At 45.8% G+C, this 21,063-nt stretch carries 15 protein-coding genes; 8 read left to right on the plus strand and 7 right to left on the minus strand.

Going from position 1 to position 21,063, the window contains the following annotated elements; all coding sequences use genetic code 11:
- Window position 1 precedes the first annotated feature (1 nt).
- The 5 genes from Pan241w_RS14585 to Pan241w_RS14605 form a co-directional block, all read right to left on the minus strand.
- On the minus strand, window positions 2-997 hold the full coding sequence (locus Pan241w_RS14585) for a hypothetical protein (protein WP_145217052.1): 996 nt from the start codon (window positions 995-997) through the stop codon (window positions 2-4).
- Window positions 998-1,461: 464 nt separating this feature from the next.
- Window positions 1,462-2,505 carry an extracellular solute-binding protein gene (locus tag Pan241w_RS14590; RefSeq protein WP_145217054.1) on the minus strand — a complete coding sequence of 348 codons (1,044 nt, stop codon included), beginning with the start codon at window positions 2,503-2,505 and terminating at the stop codon, window positions 1,462-1,464.
- A complete protein-coding gene (locus Pan241w_RS14595) occupies window positions 2,502-3,821 on the minus strand; it encodes a hypothetical protein (RefSeq protein ID WP_145217057.1) in 1,320 nt (439 codons plus the stop codon). The genes Pan241w_RS14590 and Pan241w_RS14595 overlap by 4 nt, the downstream gene beginning before the upstream one ends.
- Window positions 3,822-4,153: 332 nt before the next feature.
- On the minus strand, window positions 4,154-5,842 hold the full coding sequence (locus Pan241w_RS14600; protein WP_145217059.1) for an EF-hand domain-containing protein: 1,689 nt from the start codon (window positions 5,840-5,842) through the stop codon (window positions 4,154-4,156).
- A complete protein-coding gene (locus tag Pan241w_RS14605) occupies window positions 5,842-7,437 on the minus strand; it encodes a DUF1549 and DUF1553 domain-containing protein (RefSeq protein WP_197999933.1) in 1,596 nt (531 codons plus the stop codon). Before Pan241w_RS14605 ends, Pan241w_RS14600 begins: the two co-directional genes overlap by 1 nt.
- Window positions 7,438-7,830: 393 nt before the next feature.
- On the opposite strand from Pan241w_RS14605, the gene Pan241w_RS29425 reads away from it, so the two are divergent.
- Together Pan241w_RS29425 and Pan241w_RS14610 are read left to right on the plus strand one after the other, a co-directional pair.
- Window positions 7,831-7,998: a hypothetical protein gene (locus Pan241w_RS29425; protein WP_197999934.1), complete on the plus strand. Its 168-nt coding sequence runs from the start codon at window positions 7,831-7,833 to the stop codon at window positions 7,996-7,998.
- Window positions 7,999-8,071: 73 nt separating this feature from the next.
- Window positions 8,072-12,409 carry an outer membrane protein assembly factor BamB family protein gene (locus Pan241w_RS14610; protein WP_145217065.1) on the plus strand — a complete coding sequence of 1,446 codons (4,338 nt, stop codon included), beginning with the start codon at window positions 8,072-8,074 and terminating at the stop codon, window positions 12,407-12,409.
- Window positions 12,410-12,430: 21 nt separating this feature from the next.
- Here Pan241w_RS14610 and recJ read toward each other — a convergent pair whose 3' ends face one another.
- A complete protein-coding gene (gene recJ, locus Pan241w_RS14615) occupies window positions 12,431-14,194 on the minus strand; it encodes a single-stranded-DNA-specific exonuclease RecJ (protein WP_145217067.1) in 1,764 nt (587 codons plus the stop codon).
- 341 nt (window positions 14,195-14,535) lie between these two features.
- Between recJ and ilvN the strand changes: the two genes are divergently transcribed.
- From ilvN to Pan241w_RS14630, 3 genes are all read left to right on the plus strand, one after another.
- A complete protein-coding gene (gene ilvN, locus Pan241w_RS14620) occupies window positions 14,536-15,054 on the plus strand; it encodes an acetolactate synthase small subunit (RefSeq protein ID WP_145217070.1) in 519 nt (172 codons plus the stop codon).
- A 177-nt stretch (window positions 15,055-15,231) separates the two neighbouring features.
- Window positions 15,232-16,236 carry a ketol-acid reductoisomerase gene (gene ilvC, locus Pan241w_RS14625; protein WP_145217073.1) on the plus strand — a complete coding sequence of 335 codons (1,005 nt, stop codon included), beginning with the start codon at window positions 15,232-15,234 and terminating at the stop codon, window positions 16,234-16,236.
- A gap of 203 nt (window positions 16,237-16,439) precedes the next feature.
- Entirely contained in the window at window positions 16,440-17,312 is an 873-nt protein-coding gene (locus tag Pan241w_RS14630) for a radical SAM protein (protein ID WP_145217076.1), read from the plus strand.
- Window positions 17,313-17,360: 48 nt separating this feature from the next.
- On the opposite strand, the gene Pan241w_RS14635 is transcribed toward Pan241w_RS14630, so the two are convergent.
- Window positions 17,361-18,473, minus strand: a complete 1,113-nt coding sequence (locus Pan241w_RS14635; protein WP_145217080.1) for a DUF4912 domain-containing protein — start codon at window positions 18,471-18,473, stop codon at window positions 17,361-17,363.
- 887 nt (window positions 18,474-19,360) lie between these two features.
- Between Pan241w_RS14635 and Pan241w_RS14640 the strand changes: the two genes are divergently transcribed.
- The 3 genes from Pan241w_RS14640 to atpB all read left to right on the plus strand — a co-directional run bounded on the left by Pan241w_RS14640 (window position 19,361) and on the right by atpB (window position 21,050).
- Complete coding sequence (locus tag Pan241w_RS14640; RefSeq protein WP_145217083.1) at window positions 19,361-19,648, plus strand: AtpZ/AtpI family protein; 288 nt, start codon at window positions 19,361-19,363, stop codon at window positions 19,646-19,648.
- A gap of 29 nt (window positions 19,649-19,677) precedes the next feature.
- Window positions 19,678-20,121 carry a hypothetical protein gene (locus Pan241w_RS14645; RefSeq protein WP_145217086.1) on the plus strand — a complete coding sequence of 148 codons (444 nt, stop codon included), beginning with the start codon at window positions 19,678-19,680 and terminating at the stop codon, window positions 20,119-20,121.
- Window positions 20,122-20,186: 65 nt separating this feature from the next.
- Window positions 20,187-21,050 (plus strand): F0F1 ATP synthase subunit A, encoded by an 864-nt coding sequence (gene atpB / locus Pan241w_RS14650; protein ID WP_145217089.1) that lies wholly within the window; start codon window positions 20,187-20,189, stop codon window positions 21,048-21,050.
- Window positions 21,051-21,063: the final 13 nt, after the last annotated feature.

Consider the following 21,063-nt stretch of genomic DNA (forward strand, 5'->3'; position numbering starts at 1 on the left):
ATTAAGTCTCAGTCAGACCCGAACGGTTTGAACTTAAAATCCACAGTTTTTTGACAAGCGGGAACAGCAACAGACTTACGCAAACAGGAATGCATAGACTGAGAAAGGTGATTCCAGACAACATTGAATTCTGCCCGTAATGCATCAGATTATAAAGGCGGACAGTTGAAGGTTGCGCCTTATTTGGCGCCAATATGGAACTGAGGGTGACATTCCAATAGGCCCAGAAGGCAAGGATCGCAATTGCCCAATATTGCATTTTTCCATTCACTGACCAGAGTAATTGGACTCCCTTGAGTGCTTGTGTTTTATGTTTTGACCGACTCAACAGCCGCGCCAGATAGAGGGCATCGTTTTTGGTTTGGGGCAGAAAGATCAATTTCAAAAAAACGGCTCTGGGAAAAAGAAACAGCACCATCGCGAGAATGATCGCCAGAGGAGTATCGTACAGCCAATAACCGTAATTCGTTAACAATAATGAGGCTATCAAAAGCGCCAGAGTCAAAGCACCACAAAGGCCGGGTAGACAGCAGAGACAACCCAGGATTTTGATTTGGGAACTCTGCTTTGTGGCAAAGAAAATGTTAGCCAGCCCCCAGGCGGCAATACCAGAGGTCAACCCATACACGAGCCCCCAGGCGGATTCCTGTAGGGTCCCCCTCAATTGTAATTGATTCTGCAGAAGACTCCCTAATGCATGCACACCGCCCCATCCAATGAAAATAAACGGCACGAACCCGATCAGGAAAAATGCAGCAAGTACATAACCCCATGACAAGATTGTGGAAACACGTGAGATGTTGGGGCGCTGAAATGGTTGATTCAGGGCAGGTTGATTCTTCAGCCGCGACAGGAGCAAGATGACACCAGTAATGAGAATTAATTCAATAAGGAGCGGTCCTGATATAAATGACAGAGTTTGATTCACAGGAACACCTCCTGCTTGCGCGTCGAATATCCAGACTGTCCATGAATCCTGGTAAAGCAATGACGCCATCTCAAATTCCTGAAATGACAAAAGAAATAACAACGCTCCGATCGGAAATGTACGAATCACGGTCTTCCACAGAAAGAAATTCCATTGTGAGCGAGGCTTTGTAATCTGCGCTACAGGTGATCGGACTGATTTTCTGATAAAATCAGCCTCTGGAGAAATCGCAGAGGGAGGGGATAGACAAAAACAGATTATTCCCACAGGAACCACTTTCAGTAATACCAGGCTTGAATAAAGCAACTCGATTAAAAAGGGATAATGCACCAATTTGAGGGAAATGAGTTGCCAGGCATAAGCCACAATCAATTCGGGCATCAATAAAGGGACTAAGATCAGTGTAAATAGAAATAGGGAACGACGTGAATACCCTGCCTCAACGATCCGTGATACGTGTCCGGATAAAAAGACTCCTATGATAGAAATGCAGAAACTGCGTAACACTGTCACGCCACAAGCTGTGGCCAGGCTCATTTCAAGTACTCCGATTTAAGCCAGGCCAGCGTTTCTTCTCGCTGTTTTACCAGATTTACTAAAGGGTATGCATTGATAATGTAGGGTCGATATTCTTTGACTGTTTCAGGCACCTCGTCCCAGTTCACAGTCCCTATAGGGATTTGACGGGACTGTGATTGCGCCAATTTTATCTCAACTTCTTCAGAAAGTAAAAAATCTACCAGCGCTTCTGCTTGTTTACGTTTTTTTGTTCCTTTGATGATGGCAACACTATTCGGAATGAGGATTGCCTTATCGTTCACTGTGATCGGCACCGCAGCAACTGGTTTTGCTTCATCAACGGCGACATAATAGTCGTCGGTATCAGTAAATCCTAAAACACAGGTGCCATTCGCCACCAGATTTTTCACACTGGCGTTTCCAGAAGTTTCCTGAATCCCCCGTTCCTTCAGGGAGTGATACCAGGCCTTCAATCGGTCCAGTCCCCATGCATCACAGAGCACGGTAAAGTGAGTCAAGGTTGTGCCATAGAGCGGCTTCGCAATTGCAACATCAGTCAGAGATCCCGCTAACTTCTGCTCGATACTCTCTTCGGATGCGTTCATCTTTTCTGTATTAGTAATATAAACGCGCAATCGCGCTGCAAAACCGGTCCAATAGCCTTCGGGGTCTTTAAACTCATCGGGAATCCTGTCATAACCATCTCCTTGATACGCTTCCAGCACCCCCTGCTCTTTGAGAGCAGCTGTCCCCAGGGTCTGGTTATTCCAGAAAACATCACAACGTGGATGGTCTTGTTCCCGGACAATTAAGTTTGTCAAACCCAGCGACTTGGTTGCTTCCGTATCGAAACGTGGTTCAACTTTGATTCCCGTTTTTTGCTCAAACGCGTTTAATATTTCTTCCGAAAATACGGCGTCATGTGCGCAGTAAACAACGAGAGCATCGCTTTGTTGCTGGTAAAAAAAGACTAATCCAACGGTCAGAATGGCAATGCCTTCAATGATTGCCAGCATACCCCAGCCGGAAAAAAGCCCTCCCCCTGATTTTTGATTCATTTCTTAGTTGCGTTTTCTTCAGTTTTTTTCTCAAGAGAATTGAAATACTTTTTGATTCCATCGTGATATCCAGGAGGAATCTGTTCCTGAATAATTGCCTCACTCATACCTTGTTTGAGGTCCGTGAATAATTTGTTGTATTTTTTCTGTGCTTCTCCGCGATCGCTCAACCCCTTTGTTTTGAACGACAGCAGAACTTTTCCCGCAGTAATCGCTGATTTTGATTTCTCTGTTTTAAATCCTTTATCACCGGTGTCTTCTTCATCAACTTTACCGCCCTTTCCTTGCCCTTCGCCGCCCGTTCCGTCACCAGGCATGTTGCCCATCATTTGTGCGTACAGTTCTTCATAATCTTCAAGTGTCATACAGTTTTCACATGCTTCACCATCCAGGCCCGATTTGTCATTAACTTTTTTGGCCATCTGCAGCACTTTCAGGGCTTCTTCCAGTTTTTTCATATCTTTGGCAGATTGTGCGATTTCTTTTAACTCCATTTTAGCAAGATCCATCGATTGCATTGCTTCCTTGAATGCTTCATCAGGTTTGATGCCCTTTGACTGGGCCATTTGCATTTGCTTCATCGCCCGTTTTAATGCGGCTGCCATCGCTTTGGAATTGGTTTGTTCGCGAGCAAATGATTCCATTTCTTTCATTTTCTTCTGGATTTCATTCTTTAGCTGTTCGCGTTTCACCGGATCGGTTTCTTTTGTTAATCGTTCCAGCTGTTCTTTCAGTTCATCCATTTCTTTCATCAATGACTGAGTGGAGCCTTCCTGCAACTCCTTGTTCCACTTCTTCATGCCTTCGTTTTTCGACATCCCACCAAATTTTTGCGATTGGTCTGCCTTCATCATTAGGCTTTTCATTTTCTCTTCTGCAATTTTTCGCCATTTCCCGCCAAGAGATTTTTGATGCCCCGCCAGCGTTTTCGTGTTTTCCTGTTTTTTTCCTGGCGTCATTTTTCGAAAGTCTGACTTCAGATTTTCAACAGCCATTTTTACATCTTTCGATTCTTCATCACTTTGACCCGTGTCTTTATTCTTTAATTCCGCCAGCCTCGCATGAGTTGCTTTTTTCGTACTTTGAAATTCTTTTGCTTTTTCCTGTTCCACTTCCGCAGCCTGAACTTCACCGAATGGGTCGAACTGTGGTGCATATTCCAGGACTAAAAACAGTAAAACTGCCCCAGCACAAGAGGTGGCTAATCGCTTTTGCCATTGATATCCGACAATCGTTGCCGGTTTAATCTTCGTAGCCTTCTTTTCCGCATCCTGTATTACCAGCGGTTTATAATTGCCAATTGCTTTTTCCAACATGATGACTGTTAAAAACAGATCCTTGGTTCCCTGGTTTTGATCGATTAAGCGTGCAGCCTGTTCTTTTTCGGGCTTCCGAAACAGAATGAATGACAGCACCAGCGATCCCAAAACAACAATCCCAAGAGATTCAGGGGGAAACCACTCTCTCAAGTAGCCTGAAAATCGGCTGAAAAGGAGCAGTGCTAAATAAGCCGTCAAGACACACACAAAGGAAATAAACAGGGATCGACCCCATAACGCCAAGGACAGACGGCGCTGGACACGTTCAATTAACTGTGTGGATTTTTTCATGTCTTCCATGTTCATTACCCTCATGTGCTGGAGGATGTTTAGTTGTTGGATTGATTTTTCTGAAAAGCGTCTGCTTCTGCTGGATTGATCAACTGATCATGATCTTGGTCTAGTTTATCAAATAATGTGGCATCAAACAAAAATTCTTTGCGTGAAATATCGCCATCCCGATTACGATCCATTCTTTGAAACCAGAGCGGTCCGGAGATCGTTCGTTGTACCGGTTGATTCTGATTCATTGCCATGGAGTTGACGCGGGGATCAAAGACAAACAATTCCGGTTTTCCCAATTCAACTGTGATCTTAAAGTGACCTCTTAACTCGGAATGATCAAGTGACTGGTCCTGATTACCATCAAATTCCTTCACTCGTTGGCGACTTCGTTTCAGTTCACGTGGACTTAAACGGCGATCGAAATCGGTATCGAGAATTTCGAATAATGATTTGCCGTCATTGTCAACGGTCATCACAACCTGATCCTGAACCGTTGCCGTGTCTTTAATCAGATACTGTGTGAGCTCATCGACTACTAACATTTCATCCTTGTTTTGATCTACCTTTTTGTAATCCGTGTTTGGCAGATTCAGCTGAGCAAATTCGGCAGGGCTTAAATATCCATTCTTATCACCGTCCACCACTCGAAATCGTGTCTGATAAAATCGAACCGTATCTGCAAACATATGGCGGGAACTCTTTACTCTCAACTCCATTAACAAACTATCAACTCGAAACTCTAATTTGGAACTGGAACTGACCTTGATTTCGTTGACGCGGTCTGACTGCTGATCCAGAATTTTCAAACTGGGGCGAAATGATTGCTTTCGAGGCAGTGAAACCTGGAGTCGAAGGTCCACAATCGGGTCTTGCAGGTAAGCAAATAATTCATCCCGATCTAAAAAACCGTCAGCATTTTGATCATATTCTTGAATGTCGGTGAGATCAGAGCGTTTTTGTTTGAAACAGTCCAAGGAGATTGCATTTTTTTCTGCGTTACTGAATTCCACATACTTCTTGAATAACTCATCAATCACACCATTGATCGAACGATCATGATCCAGACGGCGGAATGGTGTCTCAACTGTTTGCCTGGAAACAGGCTGGTTAACAGCTGCATTTGGTGCAGACATAAAAGGTCGTAGTTCGACGAGATTGAGGACTTCATCCTCGTCACGATCATACATGAATAGTGTCTCAGAACTCACACGGAATTCTGCATCACTTACTGAGCCATCCCCATTCTGGTCCAGTTTTCGGAACAACTCAATTACCTGAGAACTCCGAGTCGGCGCACCGGCAATTCGAAAAGCGGTCCCTTGTGCACGATTAATATACGATGCAAATTCGGTGAGACTTAATCGGTTATCTTGCGGTGCTGTGTCGAGCAATTTGAGTCGCTGTACAGGGCTCCCCTGATCTAATTGTTTTATTCCAAATGCGGGGACATTTTTTATTTCCTTCAAGTCAATATATTCGTCTTGATTCCCGTCCAATGATTGAAAAAGCCGTTCAATATAATCGGTCGTGTTGGTGCAAAAATCAGCATGATCGATCTGTAGATTCAATTCAAGAATAAAAGGAGCGGATGGGGCCAGCAGGATCAACCGTTGACCATTCAGTTGGGTGGGAGCGTCTTGATGTACCTCTCCCGCAAACACACGGAAACTGAAAATGCTTCCCAGCATGCACGCAGCAAAAAAACAGGATCTGCAAACAAAATGGTTCATCATCAATGATTCAGCAAAAACTCACTACTGTTTAACAACGCCCAAAAAAGATCGGAATAGGCATGCGTTCTCTCCTCGTCAGAATTTCCCGCTGAGATATAAGTCTTCAGACGCACGACCTCTGCTTCAGTTGGAAATCGAGACAAAGTAGACAGGTAAAACGCCTCTATTTTTTGTTCAACAGAAAGCGCGGGAAAGTCAACGATCGCAGTAAAGACGTCTGATTGCTCAAGGGAAGTTGCATTCGTAATAAAATTACCATTCATCAGTGCCAGTGCCTGAAGAATGGAAGCCTTGGGGTCCAGTTGATTTTCTGAATCGGACTTAAATAATTCATAAAATTCTGCTTGGGGAGTATTCGCTCCAGGTCCAGTTAATAACGCATTTGATTCCGTTGTCTGTCGGAAGAAGCCCGTTGCCTGAACCAGATTGGCAAAGATCTGCTCAGCCGTTAATCCTCGTGTCGGCATTTTTCCATACCATTCGACACGGGTCTGGCTCGGATCGGTTTGTTTACTGGTGAGTTGATAGGTCCGACTGTTGGTAATTTCACGAATCAGATATTTTAAATCATAGTGATGTTCCTGAAACCGCTGAGCGAGCAGTTCCAGCAATTCTGGATGTGTCGCACGATTCGTCGAGGAAAAATCGTCAACCGGATCAACGATCCCACGACCCAAAAAAAGACTCCAAATTCGATTCACTGTTGCTTTCGCGAAATAAGGATTTTGAGAAGATGTCACCCATTCCGAAAGTCTTGATCTGGGATTCACCTGCTCTGTGTCCCATTCAGGCTGAATTCCATCAAGAAAAATCGCATCGACCAACCGATTTGTATCGGGAATTTTTATTTGTGGTTTTCCTGAGACTTCCCGGACTTCTGGTGAATTCAGTTGTCGTTGATCAATATTCGAAAAGAATGCCGCATATTGCCAGAATTGATGCTGTTTCCAATTGTCAAAGGGATGATCGTGACACTGAGCACATTCAATTCGAACTCCCAGGAAGGCACGTGAAGTTCCCGCGGCCAGATTTTCCGGTTTTAGTTGTTTTGTGATATAATACGCACGGGGCGTCAAGTCCTGAGAGTTACCAGTCGATTGCCTGTTCCGATTGGTATCGAGTGGGGCATTGATAATTGTTTTGACCAGTTCGTCATAAGGCACATTTTCTTGCAACTGCGATCGCAACCAGGCGTCAAACTCGGGAACCTGTGCCCGGGTTTGGAGGTCCGTCACTGCTTCCGGAAGCAGAATGTCGCGCCAGGTATTTGTAAAATGCACAACAAACCCTGGTCTCGCTAATAAGCGATCAATCAATTTCTCCCGTTTTAGAGGATCTTGATTGGAAAGAAACGAGCGCAGTTCAGCAACAGCAGGAATTTTTCCTGTCAAATCGAGGGAGACGCGTCTCATGAACTCGGCATCGGAAGCAAGCGGTGCTGAAACGATGCCTTCTCTCTGTTTAGCTTGATCGATCAAGTCATCAATTTGATCGGAAAGACGGCTGTTTTGTGCTTTTGTTGTGGAATCTGCCGCAAATACTGGGGCGTAAGAAAGGTGCCCTAAGGGTGGCAATACGACGAGGGTGTACGCCACAAGGATTAACCAGGATCGATTGTGAAGATGTCGGAAAACACTCAACACTTTGCTACAGTCCTTTAGATAGGCAACCTAGTCCTGTTTACTTGTCTGATAGAGATGCAAAATCAGCCACAATTGTGACTTAAGTACGTTCGGTATATAGTCAATTGTACAACGTCAGAAAATCAATACAAGAGTGATCTACTATACCAGATTGCTGCATTTAGTTGTTAGAATCGAAATCCTGATTGTAATCTTGTCATTTTTCCGCCATGTTTGGGCACATTTCCATTAATCCTTATAAGATAAGACGATTTAACATCCAGTTTTTGCTTATCAACCTGGAAATAATTTCATTTTTAACCAGAAAATCAGGTCTTGTTGTGAGTAACAGGATCAGGACTACGGATGAAAAAATATAAAGATGACCTGTTTGCCATTATTGGAGGCTGGAGTTGCCTTTACTTTGCGACGTTGGATAAAGAACTGTCGTGGTTTTGGAAAATTGCGGGGTATTCAATGATCGCCTGGGGGATTGTGACGTATTGTCTGCACTTCAAAAAAACGGGGAAATAGATTAGATCGTGAGACACTTTTGTCGTCCCGAACTCAAGTGAAACCGACCATACTCTAAACATGGGAATAATTCATGCAAAATCGAATAGATCGATTTCGACTATCTCTATTTGTCATCATGATTCTGCAATTGACTGGAACATCTGTGATTGCAGGCGACTGGCCTATGTGGCGTTATGACGCAGGTCACACTGCGTCCTCTCCAGACAGTTTACCCGATCAGCTCGTTCCGCTTTGGACAAGGGAGTTTGGAAAACGTGAACAAGTCTGGGATGACCCCCTCAACAACGACCTGATGACATACGACAAAATATTGGAACCTGTGGTCGTTGGAAAACGAATGCTGATTGGGTTTAACGATTCCGATAAGTTGATGGCGATCAATACGGAAGATGGAACAACCCTGTGGACGTTCTACGCAGAGGGGCCGATTCGTTTCGCTCCCGTTGTGAATCAAAATCGAGTATACACTGTGAGCGACGATGGCTATTTGTATTGCCTGGATGTGACCAATGGAGAGCTCGTCTGGAAATTCCGTGGTGCTCCTGCAGCGCAAAAAACACTGGGTAATAAACGCGTCATTTCAGCCTGGCCTGCCCGTGGAGGCCCCGTCCTTTATGAGGATACTGTCTACTTTGCCGCCAGCATCTGGCCTTTCATGGGGACCTTCATTTACGCGCTGGATGCTGAAACCGGAAATGTGATCTGGGTCAATGATTCGACCAGTGCCAGCTACATCAAACAACCACACAGCGCGCCCTCCTTTGCCGGAGTCGCTCCCCAAGGTACTCTGGTCGCGACCGATGAACTGTTACTCGTTCCCGGCGGCCGCTCTGTGCCGGCTGCACTGGATCGCAAGACAGGTGAATTAAAATATTTTCACCTGGGAGGCAAAGGAAACGGCGGTTCTTTTGTCATTGCTAATTCTACTGAGTTCTTTGTTCACACGCGCTATAAAGGCGTTCGTACCTACAGTCTGAAGACCGGCTTGCCCACACTGTTTGTCCATAATGAGCCTGTTCTGCATGATAACATTCTCTACTCAGCGATTCTCAAAGACAAACAGCCACTCATTCAGGCTTACAGCGCAAAACATCAGGCGATCTGGTCTCTGAATGTGGATGGACAAGGAGATCTCATTCGAGCCGGTAATCGCTTGTATGCTGCAGGAGAAAAGACGATTTCTGCTATCACGCTTGCCACTGACAAACCTGAAATTGCCTGGCAGTTGCCTGCTGAAGGAAACATATTACGTTTGCTGGCGGCAGATGACAAATTATTCGCCGTGACATTAGAGGGTAAAATCAAAGCCTTTGGCGCCTCTGGGAGTACAGCAGCAAAGTCTGACCAGAAAAAGAAAACAGCGTTCCAATACCGTTCTGATTCCCATGCCATTCAACTCACAAAGCAACTACGCGATTTGTCGCAGGCAAAGACCGGTTATGTCATTTGCTATGGAGCGGACAATGAACGTTTCTTCGATGCCTTGTTGCAAAAATCAAAACTGAGACTGATCGTTGTTGAAGAGGATGTAAAAAAAGTTCAAAAACTAAGGAACAGATATGATTCATTAGGCGTATATGGTTCTCGCATTTCAGTTCATCAGGGAACGCCGCATTCCTATCAGCCCCCCCAGCATATCGCCAGAATCACGTTACTCAGTTCTGCGTTTGCTGATTCATTAACGTCAAATCAACTCAAACAAATCTATCGATCTGTTCGCCCCTATGGTGGGGTGATCTGGATACCAATCGACAACCCAGCCCAATTCAATCATACAAAGTCGATGGTCGAACAGGCAAACCTTCCCAAGGGGAAACTGGTATCACAGTCGGAGGGGATTCTAATTCAACGTGTGGGGGCATTACCCGATTCGGCCGACTGGACTCACCAGTATGGTGATATTGCCAACACGGTGAAATCGAATGACAAACGAGTCAAACTTCCCCTGGGAGTACTCTGGTTCGGCGGAAACACACATGATGATATTCTGCCCCGCCACGGTCATGGTCCCCCCGAACAAGTTATTGGCGGCCGCACCTTTCTGGAAGGCATGAATAGTCTCAGTGCACGTGATGTATATACGGGAGAAGTTCTCTGGAGAAGAGAATTTGAAAACCTGGGGACGTTTGGAATTTATTTTAATACCACCTATGAAGATACGCCGCTCAGTACAAAATATAACCAGAAGCATATTCCCGGCGCCAATGCACGCGGCACCAACTATATCGCGACATCCGACGAAGTCTATCTCGCCATCGGCTCTGAGTGTCATGTCTTGAATGCCTCGGACGGAACGACGAAGCAGGTGATTAAACTTCCCGATCCTCAGCAGGATTGGGCATTTATCGCTGTCTACGATGATATTCTGCTGGCAGGGAATGGATATGCTCATTTTGGAAAACGTGTGGATGAGAAACCGGGAAAAGATGGTCCAGCCGCAACAGACCTTTCCGCCAGTCGCGGATTGATTGCCTATGATCGCCATTCAGGTAAGGAATTGTGGCGTACTCCCGCCATTCATTCATTTCTGCACAATGGAATTGTCGCTGGCGCGGACCGAGTCTATTGCCTGGATAAATTACCCGCCAGTGCCGAAAAGAAACTGTCCCGGCGTGGCCTGGCGGATCCAGCTCAATATCGGATCGTTTGTTTTGATATCCATACCGGGAAAGAACTCTGGTCAACCAGGGAAAGTATCTTTGGGTCCTGGTTAGGCTATTCAGAAAAACATGATCTGCTGCTTCAGGCAGGTGCGCGTGCCAAAGATCGTCTGAGTGATGAAATTGGACAAGGCATGATTGCCTATCAGGGGCAAAACGGCGCCGTCATCTGGCACAACAAAGACCGAAAATATACCGGCCCTTGTGTAATTCACAACGACCTCATTATTACATCTGCAAACTCTTACGAAGTATCAGGTGGTGCATTTAATATCTTAGATGGTACACCCTACACAATTACAAATCCGATCACACAGCAAAAAGAAGAACTGAAATTCTCGCGTACTTATGGTTGTAATTATGTGATTGCCAGTGAGAACCTGCTGACGTTTCGTTCGGGAGCAGCCGGGTTTTATGACTTGGAATCAAAAAGTGGTACTGGTAACTTCGGGGGATTCAAATCGAGTTGTACGTCCAATCTGGTTGTGGCGAATGGTGTGCTCAATGCACCCGATTATACCCGTACCTGCAGTTGTTCCTATCAAAATCAGACATCACTGGCACTGATCCATATGCCTGAAATTGAAATCTGGACCAATAGTCAACTGGGAACCGACGCAAAGTCATCAACAACTGTCAAACAGGCGGGCATCAACTTTGGTGCGCCCGGCGATCGTCGTGCCCAGAACGGTACTTTGTGGCTGGACTACCCGAGTGTAGGCGGACAGTCACCAGACTTGGAAGTCAGTATTTCCAATCAGGAGTATGATCGTTTCCGGCGTCATGCACTCAAGGTGATAGAGCCTCAGCCTGAGCATGGTTTGAACTGGGTTGCGGCTTCGGGAATCATCGACCCCGGGAAAATTACGATCGCAATCAACCAGCACAAAAAACAGAGTCACCCTGAAGGAATTCCGATTGCCGGTGTTGAAGATGATGCGGAAGAAGATTCAAAGGGAGAAGTAAAACTGCATAGCAGCGATCTGGAATTGGGATTGGATAAAGGCGACCCGCAAGTCGTCGCACTGCGATTTTCTGATGTTCCGTTGTCTGCAGCTGATGTGCTGGAGTCCGCGACGATTCAATTTACGGTTGATGAAACAGGTAAATCGGCAAGCCATTTGAAAATCGAAGCAGAAGCTTCGGCGAATGCCAAACCACTCACCGAAACAAAACAAAATCTTTCAGCGCGAAAGCGAACAAAAGCTTTTGTCGAATGGACTCCCCCTCCCTGGACAAAGGTGGGAGCGCATAGTTCAGAACAGACAACTCCCGATCTGACTTCGATTCTGAAAGAAATTCAGTCTACGAAAAACTGGAAAGCAGGAAATTCAATCTGTTTTTTGATTACGGGGACAGGAACCCGAATCGCAAAATCATATAAAGGAGCCAAATCGGGGTCTGCTCGACTTATCCTGAAAACGAAATCTCAAAATGAACAAGGTGAATCACCATTAACTCATCCGAAAGCAAGCATTCCCCCAAATCGCTATACGATCAAGCTCACGTTTACAGAGCCTGATGAACACGTCAAGCCGGGGCAGAGACAGTTTCAAGTAGCCTTGCAAGGACAAACAGTATTAGGAAACCTGGATATCGTCCAGGAAGCAGGACAGTCAATGCGCTGCCTGGTCAAAGAGTTCAAGGGGATTCCTGTCACCGATCAAATCGAACTGGAATTCAACTCCACTAAGGGGGCCAAATATCCGCCTGTCATTTCCGGTATTGAAATCATCAGTGAAAATTGAGGAGATCCTCGCACTCCCGGTTCAGGATGTGACCGGGGTTTTTGATTTTTCAGAAACCCAGTCTTTCAATTGCAGTTGCACACTTTCAAAGCCGCGAAAGCGATTGATCCCCGGTGCAAAACTGATTGAAAACGGACCTCCGTCCTCTTCCATCTGGCTGGCCCATTCCCCTTTTCCAAATGCAATCGCTCGAATTTTTGTATTGTGCTGTTGAAAGACCAGGGAAAGGTGCCGCCCCCCTTCTCCCATAGTTCGTGGGGGCTCTGCCAGTTCAACACGCGTTGCCACAAATTGAGGCCGGGGATTCTCTTGACCGAACGGCCCCAGACAATCCAGTTCCCGCACGGATTGTTTTGTGATCTCATTCAAGCAAACTTCTGCATCAATGCGTACCTGCAGGTCATGGTCAGATGGTTGGGGCGCACTAACAGCATACTCAGCAAATGCTAGCCGAAAATCATTGACTTTGTCTTCTTCAATTTTGAGCCCAGCTGCAGCCTGGTGACCACCATAGCGGATCAAATGCGCGGCACAGGATGAGAAGCCGGCATGCAGATCAAAGCCGGCAAATGATCGTGCAGACCCCTGTCCGGTTCGAGAATTGGCATCCAAGGCAATCAACACGGTTGGTTTTTCGAAATGTTCTGCCACTCGATTGGCGACAATTCCGATAACTCCCGGATGCCAGTCCTGATGTGCCAGAACTAATGTAGGGTGGTCATTCCACTCCTCATTCTCTTCCACCATCTCTCGCGCTTGCTTCAAAATTCGGCGTTCAACGGTTCTGCGGTTTTTGTTTAACTCATCCAGATAAGCGGCTAATTGAGTGGCGCGATCCTGATTATTTGTTGTCAGCAGTTCCACAGCAAGTCGGGCCTGCCCAAGTCTTCCCGCTGCATTCAATCGGGGCGCAAGTGCGAAACCAATGTCTTCGGTATCAAGCGTTTGGCCAGATTTAATCTCTGCGACTTTCATCAACTCCTGTAAGCCCAGTGGGGCAAGTTCAGCGAGAGCCCCCAATCCATAACGGACGAGAATCCGATTTTCGCCCAGTAAGGGAACGACATCAGCAATCGTCCCAATAGCTGCCAGTCCGACGGCACATTTTAAATACTCACGCATTTTGGGAGATGCCTTCTGACCATCTCCCAGTTTTTGACAAACTGCCCAGGCCAGCTTCAAGGCTACCCCGGCACCACATAGATGCGGAAATTCATAATTACTGTCTGGTAAACGCGGATGAACCAGGCAATCCGCATCCGGAAACGCTTCTCCCATCTGATGATGGTCGGTAATAATCAGCTCCAAGCCTAATTCTTTGGCAAGTGCCGCCTCTTTCACACTGGTGATTCCACAATCCACGGTGATCAGTAACCGCTGGGGATCCTCTTCGTATAACTCCCGAACAGCGTCGCAGTTCAAACCATAACCATCATCCAGACGGTTGGGGATGAAATAGTCACACTGCCCATTCGCCAGAGTAATACATTGCAGTAAAATGCTGGTGGCAGTCATGCCATCCACATCGTAGTCGCCGTAGATAGTTATTCGACGCTTCTCATTGAGTGCTGCAATGATTCGCTCTGCCGCCTGTTCCACACCTGGCATGGAACAGGGCTCCAAAAGCTCGCTCATCCGGGCATCAATAAAACTCCGTGCAGACAATGCGTCTCGCAGCCCTCGCGCTATCAGGACCTGAGCCAGAAGCGGTGAGATGCGCATTTCAGAACTGAGGCCGCGTATTTGAGATTCATCGTGGGGAGCAAATCGCCATTTTTGAGTCATCCGTGCTCTCGATCAGATTCAAAAGGTTTGAATTCAGCATTTCGTGTTAAATAATTAAAACAGAGTTGAGCCTGACTGTCAAAAGTTCTGTATTACCTAAATGTACAAAATGAAAGACTCAACCCGATTTTCAGCGAAAACGAACCTGGTCGACCCGTGATATGTCAGCTCAAACAGCGTGACCGTTGTATAATCGCTCTAACCGACCTGATCATAAGCAGAGCGTCCAGAGATATCGGCTACGGGACTTGTCTGTGCTTCACATCAAGACTAGACTGTATGCTTCTATCGCTTTACACGGTATTTAGATTTCTGATTGAATTACAATTTAAGGTTTTGGGATGAAACACGTTCTTTCTGCTCTGGTAATGAACCAACCGGGTGTATTGGCCCATATTTCGGGTATGCTTGCTTCGCGCGCCTTCAATATTGAAAGCCTGGCTGTCGGCGAAACCGAAGAGCCAGAATTCTCTCGAATCACCTTTGTCGTAGGGGATTACAACAAACTGGATCAAGTCAGAAAGCAACTGGAAAAGCTGGTCACTGTTGTGAAAGTGGTTGACTTTTCAGGCCAGGACTTTGTTGAACGCGACTTAATGCTAATGAAAGTTGCGACTCCCGGAAAAACACGATCAGAAATTCGTGAATTAGTCGAAATTTTCCGTGCGAAAATCGTTGACGTGAGCTCTGAAAACGTGATGATCGAGATCTCAGGTCAGGAATCCAAAATCAATTCATTCATTGACGTAATGAGACCGTTTGGGATTCTGGAGATCGTACGTACAGGAAGAATCGCGTTACTACGCTCAGAAACAGTGAAAGCAGACGTAAATACAGAGCCTGTAGAAACTGTGAAATAATTCCGCTAGAACGAACAGCAAAGAACTGAATCATGGCTGTTTTGTTCTCCCCGAGCAGGAAGTTGCTTCTTAAGTTCACTTTGAAACAACTGTTGGCTGCTCAAGTTCTAACGTTCTAATAGAAGCAGATCAGGTTCTACTTCTTTCAGCCTTACATCAAAACAAGAGATCAGGATTATGGCAGTTACAATTTATTACGATGATGATGCAGATTTGTCTTTATTGAAAGACAAGACTATTGCGATTCTTGGCTACGGCAGCCAGGGGCACGCGCAAGCTCAGAACCTTCGCGACAGTGGCTGCAATGTCATTATTGGACAACGCAAAGGTAGTGAAAATTACGATTTGGCTGTCAGCCATGGATTTGAGCCTGTCTCTCTCGCCGAAGCAACAAAACAAGGTGATCTGGTTAACATCCTGCTGCCTGACGAAGTTCAGGGAGATCTCTACAAAAGCGAAATCCTCCCGAACTTGAGCAAGGGTAACCTCTTGTTATGCTCACACGGATTCAATATTCACTTCAACCAGGTTGTTCCTCCAGCAGGAGTCGATGCTGCTCTGGTTGCTCCCAAAGGCCCTGGACACCTCGTACGTAGCGAATACGTCAAAGGTGGCGGTGTTCCTTCCCTGATCGCACTAGTCGATGGTGCAGCAGAAAGCACTCGCCAACTGGCTTTAGCCTATGCCAAAGGGATCGGCGGAACACGTGGTGGCGTGATTGAAACCTCGTTTGCGGAAGAAACAGAAACAGACCTGTTCGGCGAGCAGGTTGTGCTTTGCGGTGGAGTCAGTGAGTTAGTGAAAGCGGGTTACGATACACTGGTCGAAGCCGGATACCAGCCAGAAATGGCCTATTTCGAGTGTATGCATGAATTGAAACTGATCGTCGACCTTTTCTACGAAGGCGGCTTGAACTACATGCGTTATAGTGTCTCCAACACTGCTGAGTACGGCGATTATTCCAGCGGGCCCCGCATCATCACTGATGAAACCCGTAAAGAAATGAAGAAAATTCTGACAGAAATCCAAACGGGTGAGTTTGCGAAAAACTGGTTACTGGAAAACAAAGCCAACCAGGCCTCATTCAAAGCAATCCGACGCCTGAATCGGCAACATCCGATTGAAACCGTTGGTAAAGAATTACGACGCATGATGAGCTGGATCGATTCAAAAGAAGTCTAAATCGATTCGATCACCAGAGACTATAAGCACAAACGCGGCAAAAACTTACCATTGTTTTTGCCGCGTTTTTTCATAGCTGGCTTATACTCTGTTGATGAGTGGTTCTTTTTATCAAGTGATAACAAATCAGGCACCACTTGTCTTTCAGGGTGAGCAGTCATATAAAAAGAGAGAGACAATTACGTCCCATTGGAATTGAAGCAATGCCATCATCATCACTACCTCTGCACTCACAGCATCAGCGAACTTATCATGATAATAAGTTTGTCTATCCGGTACTGTCTCGACGCAGTAAGGGAATTTCGATCGGCGTTAATTTGAACCCGGACAAGATCTGCAATTTTGACTGTATTTATTGTCAGGTCGATCGCAGGGAAGAATCCGAAACGCGTTTTGTTGGACTCGATCAGCTTTTAGATGAGCTGGATCATATGCTGAAATTTGTCCTTAGCGGCGAAATCTATCAAGATGCAAAATTCACTGAGGTGCCTCAGGAACTACGACGTCTCAACGATATTGCCTTTTCTGGTGATGGAGAGCCTACCACATATCGCAATTTTGATCAGATCGCCCAAAAAGTCGCTGACCTGAAGCAAAAGCATCAAGCTGACCAGGTCAAAATGGTCTTAATTACCAATGCCAGCATGCTGCATCGAGACAGTACACAGGCTGCATTAAATGTCTTTGACAAAAATCAGGGAGAGATCTGGGCTAAACTGGATGCCGGAACGGAAAGTTATTTTAAAACCGTCGATCGAACCAAAATTCGATTTGAGCAAATTCTGGAGAACATCGCTCTGGCAGCCAGACAGCGACCCATTGTGATCCAGAGTCTATTTATGCTGATCGACCAGAAGCCGCCCTCAGAAGCTGAGATCGACGCATATTGTGCGCGATTGAACGAGGTCCTCAAATCCGGTGGTGAAATCAAGCTGGTTCAGGTTTATACAATCGCGCGCAGAACAACGGAAGACTATGTTTCTTCGCTCAGTTCTGCACAAGTCGATCAGATTGCCTGCAAGGTAAGAGAACAAACGAACCTCAAGACTGAGGTTTTCTACGGAAACGCCGACTGACAGAGAAGCGCACTCTGTCAGTCATCTGGCGTTGCGAGCGCAATTTCCTTACTCATCGAGTTGAACGGGTTCCAAGTCTTTTGTGTTCCGTTCAATCGCTAGTACAATCGTCTGTTGACGTCGTTTATTAGACGATGTATTGACTGCGGGAATCACCTGTCTGCCATTAGGCAGACTCAAACGAAGTGCAAACCGCCCTTCTTTGCTGACGGGGATTTTTTCGCCGAGTAACGTCACTTCCGATTGCGGATCGGAAGTTCCATGGATCAGTAATTCTGTTTCCACGTGGAATTCTTTTTTTGCCTTTTTGCTTCGAGACCCGTTTGAATCGCCATTCGCATCAAGCGTCAGAGGAAGTGCAAGACGGGAAACGGGGGTTCCACCGTTTTCCGAGCGAGATGTATAACGCCTGGAACGTGTTGCCGAATAGTTGCTGTCGAGAGCACGCTTGGTTTTTCCCCCTTTTTCACACACTTCAGGCATGGGAGGAGTAAGTTTATGGGAATAAACCAGGCCAAAGAACTTGTTCTGTGGAGTTACAAAACCAAGCTGCAGTTTATAAGAGCGAGCTGGTTGATCGATCTGCACATACCACAGTCCGGAATCAATCTTGATTTCCACATCTTTGACATAGGCTTTACTGGTTCGGCTGTTTTCATTCGTCGTAATATCATAGACACGAATCACAGGGACCGCCTGATACCAGTAGGCACCTAATGCTGCTTTGGCGCGGTCCAGGCTCCCCTGGGTAATGGTCCAGGTAGCCAGCAACCAATGGGAATCTTTGACCTGAGCGTTTAATTTCGTCTCAGTCGATTCTGTTGTCGGATGCAGTTTTTCACTGTGCGAACTCTGCCCATTGAACTTCAACAATTTTTGAATTCGTGCCTGATGCTCGGTTGGAGTCATATTGGACGAAGTTTGTGAAGGGAAGGCTGGAACAGCAGCAGGGTTGGGAGTCTCAGGTGGTGGAGATGACTTTTTGGCAGACGAAGTGTTCTTGCGTTTGGGCTTTGATTTGGCCATCTTGATTTTTGCGATGGCTTTAACCAACTCCTGCTTTCTCATGCCATGCCAACCGGCAATTCCATGAGATTTCGCCGTAGCGGCTAAATCACGACGAGTTTGACTCTCGAGAGATTTTAGAATGGTTGGGGACATTAGGAATGACTCCCAGATATCGATCAAGACAATGGTCGGTGTCTCAATATTGCCTTAGTCGTCCATGACACTCAGGATAAGTTTTAGCACATCTGCCCCGTTCCAACACATTTGCTTGATCGCAGAAAACTGAAATCCGTTATTTCAAACGATCATAATGCAGTGAACAATATGTAAACGTCAAATCAAATTTCGACCAGGACGCTACTCTCCCCAGAACAGAAAGCCACTAATTTTCATTCTCAAATTCAGGAACATGGGCTGGCTTTATAACACCAGACACAGTGATTCCCTTCATAAAATATGCACGTTCAAACAGATGGTTTAAGCTGACTCAGCATCAGAATTTATGTGCAACAAACCACATTTCGCCTCCGATTCATACTCTCCAGATTAGGATCAAACACATGAATCATTCTTGAAACGTGAGATTACTTTTACCATGCAATGAAACAAAAATCAACTATTGCGGCGTTCTGATTTATTCGAAAACCAACCACCAATTGTCTTATCACCTTACTGTGATAGCGTTTATAAATTTAGCCTCATCAAAATTTCATCTTCCTCTTCAGAAGGGCAGAAAATTGACAGGCAAGTTGTTTTGAACTCCCTTTCTTCACTTATCATGAAGAATTTGGTTCGCTCTATCCATCTTGCAGTGACCGGGTTTGGTGTGCCCGCTCCACGCCGTTGGACCAGTTTCTTAACACAAATAGGACATGAACCTACTGAATTTCATTTTTGAGAATAATTGGATTCACTTAATTCCAACCGTAGATACTTTGACTCTTTATTAAGTTGTCTTTACAGTCTGCAGCAGCTTTGTTTGATTTTCGTCATGCAGGCTTTTGTTTTGTGTTGCTGCTTACTCCCTGAAAGCATCTGCCATGCCGCGACCTGATCGGAGGAGCCAGTCACCGTTTGTCGAGGCTCATCGCTGGGTAAGCCGTTTGACAACGGTCAGTCTCGAGATGGCATTACCCGCTTTTTTGGGACACTGGCTCGATGAAAAATGGGGGACATCCCCCTGGCTCACCGCATTGGGCGCTTTACTCGGATTTTCTGTCGGCATGACACACTTATTACGAATGGCTAAAGAAGCAGAGCTAAAGAAACGAAAGAAAAAAGATCAACCATCACAAAATGCTGAGAAGCAGGATGATGGCCTCGAATAAGTAGATTTAAGAAAAAAGTTCAGGCTGAATTGCTTCAGCCTCGGTTGATTGCCCAAGATTCAATAAATAAAAACCTTCTCGATATCATGCTTGCTACTTCGCATTCACAAAGCAAAAATCCCCTGAAACAATGTGGCATCCTTACAGGTGCTCTTCTGGGGTTATTTTTGATTCTTTGTGTTCCTGCATATTTGACGGCTGGAAAGACGTCTGTTGAAGGTCTTGTTTATTCGGCATTACTCTGTTTAGTGCCGGGGCTCATTATTCTGCTGATGACAGGATACTTCTTTCGTGAAGCGCCTCCCGCATCAGTCATGGCTATTTCGACCCTGACCAGAATCATGATCGCTGGAGTGGGGGCATTGATCATTTTCAACATTCGTCCTGACTTTGGATTAGCTAATTTTTCGATTTGGTTATTGATTTGTTACTTTGCCTCTCTATTGGTTGAAACCTTGTTGATCATTCGGTAATCTGCCGAAGCTGTTTGTAGTTAACGATGTATTGATCAGAAACAATTTTGAATCGAGCTTAAAAAATGGCCGCTGGTCACGCTGATAAATTTCATCATGTTCGCGATTTCCCGCATTTCGAACTTCCTGGTCAATTTCACTTGGAATTGCCCGAGTTATTCGGTTTCCAGGTTTCGAAGTTCATGTTATTGCAGTTGGTGGCAGTCGTCTTCCTGTTTCTCGTCTTTCGCGGGTTAGCCAAACGGGCAGCTGGTGGACAGGTCGTGACGGGACGCTGGTGGAACTTTTGGGAATCCATCGTCTTGTACATGCGAGATGAAGTTGTTCGTCCTACGATCGGTTTTGGTCATCATCATGATGACGATCACAGCCATGATCACCACCAGGAACAAAAAGTCGGGCATCCTGCTGACAAATACCTGCCGTTTGTTCTGTCGTGTTTCTTTTATGTATTGATTTGTAATTTGTTGGGTGTTTTCCCCTGGTTGGGGTCAGCAACTGGTGAATTAAATGTGACGATAGCACTGGCATTTACTACTTTTTGTGCCGTTATCTTTTTTGGATCTAAAGAGCAAGGCCCTGTTCAGTTCTGGTTGTCACTCGCACCTCCAATGGAGTTGCCTCTGGCATTGAAACTGGTCTTGGTTCCAATGATCTGGCTCATTGAGCTTGCTGGTTTTTTAATTAAACATGCTGTGTTGGCAATTCGTTTATTTGCCAACATTATGGCGGGTCATACCGTGATCGCAGTCTTTCTGGGATTCATCGCGATGACTGCTGACTCCGGAATGTGGGCCATCGTGATGCCATCCAGTATCATTGCCCAGATTTTGGTTGGCTTGCTGGAACTCTTTGTCGCGTTCCTGCAGGCATATGTATTTGCGTTTCTTGCAACTCTGTTTATTGGTGCTGCTGTCAACCCTCACTAGAGAAACAGACAGT

The sequence above is a fragment of the Gimesia alba genome (assembly GCF_007744675.1).
In the GTDB taxonomy this organism is placed as follows: Bacteria; Planctomycetota; Planctomycetia; order Planctomycetales; family Planctomycetaceae; genus Gimesia; species Gimesia alba.